Source organism: Pseudomonas sp. o96-267 (genome assembly GCF_003935465.1).
GTDB classification, from domain to species: domain Bacteria; phylum Pseudomonadota; class Gammaproteobacteria; order Pseudomonadales; family Pseudomonadaceae; genus Aquipseudomonas; species Aquipseudomonas sediminis.
In genome coordinates, this window is sequence record NZ_RHQP01000065.1 from 1 (window position 1) to 9832 (window position 9832).

A 9832-nucleotide genomic window follows, 5' to 3' on the forward strand; every position below is an offset into this window, starting at 1 on the left:
TTGGCGTCCCCCGCTGATTTTGAATCCATCAAATCACAGCAAGGACGATGCCAACGTTTTTACACGGTCTGGGCCGGCAGCAGCCCGTCGTTGCCTGATGGATCCAACCCCTCCGCTGCTATAGTGCAGTCGGCTTCTGACGTTCAGTGCAGCCGTCTTCTGAAAACGACATCAAAACCACCCCTGATCGGCTTGCTCAAGCGTAAGAAATGACGTAAAACAATCAACGTACACATAAGGTACGTTTTATGATCATTGGCTACGCACGAGTCAGCACCCAAGACCAGAATCCGCAGCTCCAGCTGGATGCGCTCGGAGCGGCCGGCTGTGAGCAGGTGTTTCATGAGAAGGCCACCGGCAAGCTGCGCGAGCGTGTCGAGCTGACAGCCTGTCTGCGATCCATGCGCAAGGGCGATACCCTGGTGGTCTGGAAGCTCGACCGGCTTGCCCGGTCGCTCAAGGATCTGGTCGAGATCATCCATGACCTCGATAAGCGTGAGATCGGCTTCCGCTCTCTCACCGAGTCGATAGACACGACCAGCGCAGGCGGTCGGCTGGTGTTCCACCTGTTCGGTGCTCTGGCCGAGTTCGAGCATGCGCTGATTCAGGAGCGCACCAAGGCCGGACTGGCAGCGGCCCGAGCCAGGGGACGCAAGGGAGGCAGAAAGCCGTCCCTCTCCCCGACCGATGTCCGCAAGGCCGCTGCCATGCTGGCAGACCCGTTGATTACCAAGACCGAGGTCGCCAGCCACTTTGGCGTCTCCCGCGTCACCCTCAATGCCGCCCTGGCCCGTGATGGCTACAGCGGACTTCCTGGCACCGACAGCGGCGCAGCAGGGAAAACCACGAAACGCAGAAGCAAGGCAAAGGATCAAGCTGATGACCAGTGAAGAGTTCAAGAAGACGCTGTGGGATGCAGCCAACAAGCTGCGTGGTTCGGTGTCGGCGGCGGAATACAAGTACCCCGTGCTGGGCTTGGTGTTCCTCAAGTATGTGTCCGACCTGTACGACGCCCAGGCCGATGTGATCCGTGAGCGCCTGGCCGATCCGTCGTCGGAGCTGTACATTGAAGACGAGGAACTGCGTGCCGAGAGTGCTGCTGTCTTCATCGAGGACAAGACCTTCTTCACCCAGGACAACGTGTTCTGGGTGCCGGCAGAGGCCAAGTTCAGCAAGCTGCTGGAAAAGGCAGCAGCGGCCGACTTCCCGCAGCAACTCGACAAGGCCATGGCGCTGATCGAGGCGGAGAACCCCAGCCTTAAAGGCGTGCTGTACCGCGAGTTCTCACGGCTGGAGCTGGAGCCTGGCAAGCTCGGCGAGCTGTTCCAGTTGATCGCCAAGCTGAAGTTTGACCCCAAGCAGCACGGCAGCCGGGATGTTTTCGGCGAGGTCTACGAATACTTCCTTGGCCAGTTCGCCTTGAACGAGGGTGCCCGTGCCGGCGAGTTCTACACGCCCAAGAGCTTGGTCTCCCTGCTGGTGGAAATCCTCGCGCCGTTCAAGGGCACCATCTACGACCCGGCCTGTGGTTCAGGCGGGATGTTCGTGCAGTCGACCAAGTTCAAGGATGCCCACGCCAAGCAGCTTGGCTCTTCGGGTGATCTGCCGATCTATGGTCAGGAGAAGATGGCCGAAACCCGCCGCCTGTGCCTGATGAACCTGGCTGTGCATGGCCTGGAAGGCAACATTGGCCAGACTTACGGCTCGACCTTCACCAACGACCAGCACAAGACGCTGCGTGCCGACTACATCCTGGCCAACCCGCCGTTCAACATCTCAGATTGGGAGGCCGAGAAGCTGCAAGACGACCCGCGCTGGGTGCATGGCATTCCGCCCAAGGGCAATGCCAACTACGCCTGGTTGCAACACATGCTGGCCCGCCTCTCCAGTCGCGGTCGCGCGGGCGTCGTGCTGGCGAATGGCTCGATGTCTTCGCAGCAGTCCGCCGAGAGCGAGATTCGCCAGGACATGATCATCAAGGATGTAGTGGAGTGCATGGTCGCCCTGCCAGGGCAGCTGTTCTCCAACACCCAGATTCCCGCGTGCCTATGGTTCCTCTCCAGGGACAAGCGTATAGGCCCGAACGGCAAGGCGGATCGCAGCAACCAGATTCTCTTCATCGATGCCCGCAAGTCGGCCTCCAGCCGCATCTCGCGTACCCAGGTCGAGTTCACTGACGCTGACATGACGCGCATCGCACAGACCTACCACCGCTGGCGGAATACTGTGTTCAGCGATGGGGAGCCCTACGAGGATGTGCCGGGCTTCTGCTACTCGGCCAGCTATGAAGATGTGCAAAAGCATGGCTTCTTGCTGACGCCGGGCCGTTATGTCGGTGCCGAGGAGGTGGAAGGTGATGACGAGCCTTTCGGTGAGAAGATGGACCGTCTGACCGAGCAGCTTGTTTCTCAGATTGCTGAGCGTAACGCGATTGAGCAGGTGATCCTGCAACGGCTGAAGGGGATGGGCTATGAGTTCTGAGTGGCAATCCACAACCCTTGGTGCGATCTGTAACGCTCAGGGGGGAGCAATTCAGACTGGTCCTTTCGGCAGTCAGCTCCACACCTCAGATTATAAAGAGCATGGCGTGCCTGTCGTTATGCCTACCAATATTGGTGATGGCGGAATTAGTGAGATCGGAATTGCCAGGATTGATGACTCAGACGTTGAAAGGCTTTCTCAGCACAAGCTCCACTTGGGTGATATTGTCTTCAGTCGTCGTGGTGATGTGACTAAAAATGCACTAATTCAGCCGCATGAAGTGGGATGGCTATGTGGTACTGGGTGCTTAAAGGTAAGGCTTGGTGATAAGAGCGTTGCAGATGAAAGATTCATTTCTTACCACCTGCGCTCTCCTAGAACAAAGGAGTGGCTAGTTCGTCATGCGGTGGGCGCGACGATGCCCAACTTGAATACAGGCATACTTGCTTCAGTCCCCATCATGCTTCCTCCATTGCACGTCCAGCTCAGAATCGGAGAGATTCTTGGCTCGCTGGACGATTGCATTGCCATCTTGCGCGAAACCAACGCCACCCTAGAGGCCATGGCCCAAGCCATCTTCAAGTCGTGGTTCGTCGATTTTGAGCCGGTGCGCGCGAAGGCTGAGGGCCGGCAACCCGAGCGCATGGATGCTGCTACAGCGGCACTTTTTCCTGACAGCTTTGAGGATTCCGAACAAGGGATGGTTCCAAAGAGATGGAGGGTTGGAAAAGTTGAAGACCTGATGGAGTTGGCTTATGGAAAAGCACTGAAGTCTACTGATCGGGTTGATGGCCAGGTCCCAGTTTATGGGTCCGGCGGAATTACTGGTTATCACAATCAGGCTTTGGTTGCAGGGCCTTCAGTCGTGGTTGGACGGAAAGGAACAGTCGGCAGTATTTACTGGGAGGATCGTCCGTTCTTTCCTATCGACACTGTTTTTTTCGTTAAGACGGATAAGCCTCTGACGTATTGCTACTATCTTCTGAAAACGCTTGGCCTTGAGGAAATGAATACTGATGCGGCGGTGCCTGGCTTGAATCGGGGGAATGCCTACAGGCTGCCGGTAGTAATTGCTGATGAATATGTATTCAGAGCCTTCGATGATCTTGTTTCAGGATGGCGATCAGAAATTTTCGCAAATTGTAAACAAGTGCAAGTCTTAACAAAGATTCGCGACGCCCTGCTGCCCAAGCTGATTTCCGGCGAGATTCGTCTTCCCGAAGCCGAATCCATTGTCAGGAGCGTTGTGAATGCATAACTACCCTCTCCACGCTGTGGAGACAGATTTTCTGCTCCACGATGGCGATCTGCTCGTGGAGCTGGCTCGCTGGCCGGGCGTCGAGATCCTGCCGCTGCTCAAGGGCCGGCTTGCCGGCCTTCTAAAGCCGGAGATCACCTCGATCAGCATTGCCGACGATGGCCTGGTCAGGGTGCTGAGCACTGAGCTGGATCTCAGCGAATGTGGCGGCGAGCCACCGTTCGCAAGCATGCAGCCTGTACAGCGCACGGCGCTGAATCTCTTCGAGGCGGTAACGCTGCCGCGCAGTGTGAGAGCGAACATTGACCCAGCCCCAGGCCTCAGCCCCGCGATGCTTGAATGGGCCGCGCAGGCCTGCCTGGAGCCGTCCGTGGCCATGTCGTTGCGACTGGTCGATGCGGCGGCCTTGCCACTGCTGGAGGCTTGCAGCGCAGCGGATGAGCTGGAGGCTGAGCTGGATGAGCATAAAACTGCCGTCAAGCTGCTACTCGACATGGGCAACGCCTTTGCGGAGCTGCTGCTGCCCACGCTGGATCGCAAGGTCATCGAGGCATCGATTCAGAAGTTGAGCGGAATGCCGCCCTTTGGCTTCGTAGACGGCTGCGATTCCTACTGGGCGGAAATCTGTGTACTCGACACGGGTTTCATGTTTGCAGAGCAGGTAGCTGCCGATGTGCGGGCCAAGGCCGAAGAAGCGCTGGCGGAGCTAAGCGCAGAAGAGCGCCTGGCACTCCTGCTGAGCAAGCAGGACTGCGATGACTGGCTGCATGACCGCATCGGGGACCAAAACACGCCGGAGCACATCCAGCTTCTTGAGCAGTACCTGGATACCGACCTGCTGCTGAGCGACCTGGTTGAGGGCGTTCTTCATGAAGCCGCTGGCCAGGGCGCTCTGCGAGCCTCTGGGCAAGGCGAATTGTTTTCCTAGGGTGATCCTGCAACCATCAGCACTTTGCCATTCGGCGCCCGCTGTAGAGCCTTTGGCCGCAGGGGGCGCTATCTGCCGAAGGACGATGTGCGGGAATGAACGAAAACCATCTGGAGCAAGCGTGCCTGGGGTGGCTGGAGAGCCTGGAGTTCACCAGCCTGAAAGGCGAAGTCGTCTCCCCAGGCGGCACGGAAGGCGGGCGCGAGAAGTATTCCGAGGTGGTGCTGCAAAACCGCCTGCGCGATGCCATCGAAAGGCTGAACCCTGGGATCAGCACTGCGGAAGCTGATGCCGCGGTTTCCAGGCTGGTCCTCTACAGCGCGCAGTCGATGGTGGACGGCAACCGAGAGGTCTACGGCTGGATACGCGATGGCGTACCTGTCGAGCGCATCGAGAGTGATGGGACGCGAACCTTCCCACGGGTTCAGGTGATCGACTTTGCCGGCCCGAACGACCTGCTGGCTGTTCAGCAGTTCACTGTGCATGGTCAGCAGGTCAGGCGGCCGGATATCGTTCTGTTCGTGAATGGCCTGCCGCTGGTGGTGGTCGAGCTGAAGAATCCGGCCGACCCGAACGCTGACATCCAGTCTGCCTTCAATCAGATTCAGACCTACAAGACCGACATCCCGCAGCTGTTCTACTTCAACCTGCTCAACATCATTTCCGATGGCGTCGTGGCCCGCTATGGCTCGCTGACGGCCGATTTCAACCGCTTCTCGCGCTGGCGACTGCTCGGCGATAAAGTCGCGCCCAAGTCGCTTCTGGAGCTGGAAGTGATGGTGCGCGGCCTGCTCAACGCCGAGACGCTGATGACGTTCTTCCGGGGCTTCGTCGCCTACGGCGGCACCGATGGCGGCACGTCCTTCAAGATCATTGCCCAGTGGCACCAGTACAGCGGTGTGCTCAAGGCCGTGGAGCGTGCCGTGGGTGCGCTACTGGAGCGTCACGATGGCAAGGGCGGCGTGATCTGGTTTACCCAGGGCTCCGGCAAGTCGCTGCTGGCCCTGTTCTATGTGATGGCGCTACGCGACAGACCGGAGTTCAAGAACCCTACGGTCGTGCTGGTAACCGACCGTAACGACCTGGATGGGCAACTCTTCGAGACCTTCGCTGACTGTAGGTGGTCTCTACGAGCTACGCCCAAGCAGGCCGACAGCCGGGACGATCTCCGCGACCTGCTTTCGTCTGTCGAGGCCGGTGGCATCTTCTTCACCACGATCAACAAGTTTGCCCCGGAGCGCGGGCAGACCAGCGCTCCCAAGCTGTGCGAACGCTCCAACGTGATCGTGATCGCCGACGAGGCGCACCGCACCCAATACGGCTTCAAGGCCTCGCTGGACACCAAGAGCGGCACCACCAAGTACGGACTGGCCAAGTACATGCGCGACGCGCTGCCCAATGCCATTTACCTGGGCATGACCGGCACCCCCGTCAGCGACGATGACCGGGATACCGAGGATGTGTTCGGCACCTGCGTTGATATCTACGACATGATTGCCGCACAGGAAGACGAGGCCGTCGTTCCGGTCAGCTACGAGTCGCGGATTATCGAGCTGCGCTTCAACGAGGCCGAAAAGCAGGATCTCTTGGAGGAATTCCTGGAGGCGACCGAGACCGAGGACGAGAGCGAGCATAATAAGACGGCCAGCCGCCTGACGCGGCTGGAAGCACTAGCCATGGCCGATGGCCGCCTCACTACCCTGGCCGAGGATTTCGTCGCGCACTGGGAGGCTCGTAAGGAAGCCATTGCCGGCAAGGCCATGATGGTGGCCATCTCGCGTGAAGCGGCCGTTCGCCTGTTCGAGGAGATCGTCAAGCTGCGCCCTGAGTGGGAGGGCAATGACCTCAACTCCGGGCGGATCAAGATCATCATGACCGGCTCCTCGGCTGATCCCGAGGAGTACCAGAAGCATAGGACGAGCCCGCTCCAGCGAAAGCAGCTCGGCAAGCGCTTCAAGGACGAGAATGACCCCTTAGAGATCGTCATTGTCCGCGACATGTGGCTGACCGGCTTCGACGCTCCGCCCGTCCACACACTGTACGTTGACAAGCCGATGCAGGGGCATGGACTGATGCAGGCCATCGCCCGTACCAACCGCATCTGGAAGGACAAGCCAGGTGGCCTGGTAGTGGACTACATCGGCATCGGGCATGAGCTGCGCGAGGCCATCAGGCGTTACACCAAGGCTACCGGCGATGACCGTGAGCCTGTCGATATCAGCGGCCAGGCTCTCAAGATCCTGCTCGACACTCTGGACGTGATCCGCCGCGAGTTCTTCGCCAAGTTCGACTACGGCGGCTTTGAGGACCCTATGAAGGCCCTGGCGCTGCTTGGCGGTGCAATGGAGCATCTGCTCAAGCTCAACCCGGAAGCTGACGAGAAGGGTCGCAACAAGGGCGTGCGGGCCTATCTGGATCAGGTCGTCAAGCTCACCAAGGCGCAGGCTCTGGCTGGCACATCGGCGCAGGCGATGGCGGTACGCGAAGAGATCGCCTTCTTCCAGGCCGTGCGTGTTTGCCTGATGAAGCTGACCCGCTCCGGCGAAATGCGCTCGCAGCTGGAAAAGGAGGCCGCGCTGCGTCAGCTGGTGGCCAAGGGCGTGCTGGTCGATGGGGTCAAGGACATCTTCGCCACGCTGGGCATGAGCAAGCCTGACATCTCGCTATTGGATGAGGATTTCCTGGCGCAGATTCGGAAAATGCCCACCAAGAACCTGGCCGCTGAGCTGCTGAGCCGCTTGGTGGCCGATCAGGTCAAGGCGCGGGGGCAGAAGAACGCTACCCAGGCGAAGCTGTTCACCAAGCGCCTGGAAGAGGCGATCAACCGCTACCAGACCCGTGGCCTGACAACCGCCGAAGTCATCGAGGAACTGATCAAGCTCGCCCAGGAGATCAACTCGGCCAAGCCCCCGGAGGGCTTGAGCGAGGAGGAGTTCGCGTTCTACCAGGCGCTTTCCGAGAACGAGTCGGCGGTTCGCGAGCTGGGGCATCCGGTGCTGAAAGCTCTGGCTCTGGAGCTAACCGACAAGCTGCGGAAATCGGCCACGATCAACTGGCAGAACCGCCAGTCGGCGCGGGCCAGGATGCTGGCAATGGTCAAGGTGCTGCTGGCCAAGCATCGCTACCCGCCGGACAAGGCGCTTGAGGCGACCGAGAAAGTGATTGCGCAGGCTGAGCTGTTGGCCGATGCCTGGGCATTCGAGCATCCCTGACTGCCATGCCAATCCTTTGCTATGAAATCACGGGTTCGGCATCCCCGAACCCGCGCAGTACAACTGGGGCCGAGGACGGCCAGCTCTCCGCAGTTCTCAAGGTTGACCACGAAGCTGCCACCGCGCAGGTCTACTCCGAGCTTGTGGCGAACCGCCTGGCGATGTTTCTCGGCATTCCTGTGGTGGTTGGCGTGCCTGCGCGTGCTGCCACGGATGAGCGCCTGCGCTTTGCTGCCTTGCGCGCAGCGGAGGCCAGCCTGAACGTGTACGACTTCACCGATGACGATCACGCTGACCCTGATGCGGACGAGTATGCCGAGGTGGTTTTACCAGAGGGCATGCACACCCAGTCGGGGCATGCCTACGCCATCAAGAGCCTATGCGAGAAGTACCCGTTGGAGACTGCACAGATTGCCGTGTTCGACCTCTGGATCGGCAATGAAGATCGAGCGCTCAACTTCAAGGCCGAGCTGTCCAATCAGGACCGTGGAGTCATTTTCGCACTTGATCAGGGATCGTCTCTGCTGGCGTGTCGCCGAGGAATTGATGAGTCTCTCGCCTGCCTGGAGCGCGACGATCAGCCGACTTTCCATCCCTTCCAGAAGCTGGTCAACGCCCGTTACTGCGGTGCGATGGTCGAGCGGATCATGTCCATGCCGGACTGGGCGATCCTCTCTGCGACGACCTATGACGACACGGTGGGCAACGTCATGCTGCATGAGCAGTTCGCCACCTATGAGGTGCTACTGCGGCGGAAAAAGCTGCTGGGCGATCTCGTCGATCGGGTGCTGCTCTGACCAAAGGCGGGCCAGGGTCCGCTTGTAGGCTGCGGGGAGGCGTTTGACCTGCAGCTCCACCTGGCGAGCCTCTCGCTGGCTGGGAAAGGGCTTGGCGGCAATGAGGCCTTGCGGTGAGTCGAGCTTGGTGAACAGTGCGCCCTGGCCCTTCTGGTGGGCCAGGATGCGCTGATCCAGGCGAGGGGTGACCCCTGTATAGATTCGCTTGCTACGACATTCCAGCATGTAGACGAACCATGTTGCGTCAGTCATCGGCTGTGCCCAGGATGTGCTTGTTACGCTTCTTGATGAACTCAGGATCAAGGCGGCAATGAATGTCGGCAGACAGCAGCTTTTCCAGTTGCACGAGGTGCGGCATCGAAACGCCCATGGCGTGGTGTAATGTTACGCGATCAAGGTTTCCACGCATCATGGCGGAGAAGATGGCCGAGTTTCGCAGGATGCGTGTTTTTCCTTGGAACGCCTTGTCAATGAAATATGGTTGTGCCGGGATGTGTTTGGCAAACAGCTTTATCAGTGACCGCTCTTTGGGTGGGGTCTCTGCCCAATCTGGCTTTATTTCAGAAAGGACTTCAAGGAGTATCCTTTCAATGCTCTTGGGGACGGAAAGCCACGCCCGAGCAGGTTTGATCACGATATGGCCATTTTCGTGAATTTCAACACAGTCGAGGTTGAGCTTCAAGGCTGCGGTCGCTGTCATGCCCATTCGGCATACAAGCCATGCAACAAGATACTCGGCGTCTGTTGTGCGTGAACGGATCTCTGCGAGAAACCGATTAAGATCATCGGGCATCATCAGCTGGAAGTTGTAAGGCGGCTTGGTGGAAGGCTTCGATTTTTTCCTGCCACGGCCATCTTGGAATTTTTGCCGGGTATCAATGAATCGATAAAATCGAAATATTGGCCTGACTTCTTCTTTAGCGCAATTTTCAAAGAAATCAACGATATCCCGTTTTTTCACCGCACCCCAATCGATGATTCCGTTGGCATGAAGGTAATGTGCGAGGCGTATCGGACCTCCCAGCTCTCTGACTACATACTTGTCAGAACGAGTGTGACCTTTCCTTATTAATATACTAGGCGGCGGCAAAAACTGAGTGCAACACCTGACCTTTCCGGTACGGTGCTGCCCCTATGTCTTATACCGAACTCAGCG

9 protein-coding genes are annotated in these 9832 nt (G+C 58.7%); 7 read left to right on the forward strand and 2 right to left on the reverse strand.

Going from position 1 to position 9832, the window contains the following annotated elements; translation table 11 throughout:
* The 7 genes from EGJ86_RS25235 to EGJ86_RS24400 all read left to right on the forward strand — a co-directional run.
* Positions 1-213 (forward strand): hypothetical protein (locus EGJ86_RS25235; protein ID WP_218565899.1); only part of this gene is annotated, 213 nt, incomplete at its 5' end.
* 35 nt (positions 214-248) lie between these two features.
* Entirely contained in the window at positions 249-890 is a 642-nt protein-coding gene (locus EGJ86_RS24375; RefSeq protein ID WP_033989486.1) for a recombinase family protein, read from the forward strand.
* A complete protein-coding gene (locus EGJ86_RS24380; protein ID WP_033989487.1) occupies positions 880-2481 on the forward strand; it encodes a class I SAM-dependent DNA methyltransferase in 1602 nt (533 codons plus the stop codon). The genes EGJ86_RS24375 and EGJ86_RS24380 overlap by 11 nt, the downstream gene beginning before the upstream one ends.
* On the forward strand, positions 2471-3739 hold the full coding sequence (locus tag EGJ86_RS24385; RefSeq protein WP_079385899.1) for a restriction endonuclease subunit S: 1269 nt from the start codon (positions 2471-2473) through the stop codon (positions 3737-3739). The genes EGJ86_RS24380 and EGJ86_RS24385 overlap by 11 nt, the downstream gene beginning before the upstream one ends.
* Positions 3732-4667 (forward strand): hypothetical protein, encoded by a 936-nt coding sequence (locus EGJ86_RS24390; RefSeq protein WP_120349604.1) that lies wholly within the window; start codon positions 3732-3734, stop codon positions 4665-4667. The genes EGJ86_RS24385 and EGJ86_RS24390 overlap by 8 nt, the downstream gene beginning before the upstream one ends.
* A gap of 95 nt (positions 4668-4762) precedes the next feature.
* Entirely contained in the window at positions 4763-7879 is a 3117-nt protein-coding gene (locus EGJ86_RS24395; protein WP_125836914.1) for a type I restriction endonuclease subunit R, read from the forward strand.
* A 5-nt stretch (positions 7880-7884) separates the two neighbouring features.
* Positions 7885-8676: a hypothetical protein gene (locus EGJ86_RS24400; protein WP_021264140.1), complete on the forward strand. Its 792-nt coding sequence runs from the start codon at positions 7885-7887 to the stop codon at positions 8674-8676.
* Here the strand turns inward: EGJ86_RS24400 and EGJ86_RS24405 are convergent.
* On the reverse strand, positions 8623-8928 hold the full coding sequence (locus tag EGJ86_RS24405; RefSeq protein WP_079385900.1) for a GIY-YIG nuclease family protein: 306 nt from the start codon (positions 8926-8928) through the stop codon (positions 8623-8625). The genes EGJ86_RS24400 and EGJ86_RS24405 overlap by 54 nt on opposite strands.
* Entirely contained in the window at positions 8921-9637 is a 717-nt protein-coding gene (locus EGJ86_RS24410) for a hypothetical protein (RefSeq protein WP_125836915.1), read from the reverse strand. The genes EGJ86_RS24405 and EGJ86_RS24410 overlap by 8 nt, the downstream gene beginning before the upstream one ends.
* Positions 9638-9832: the final 195 nt, after the last annotated feature.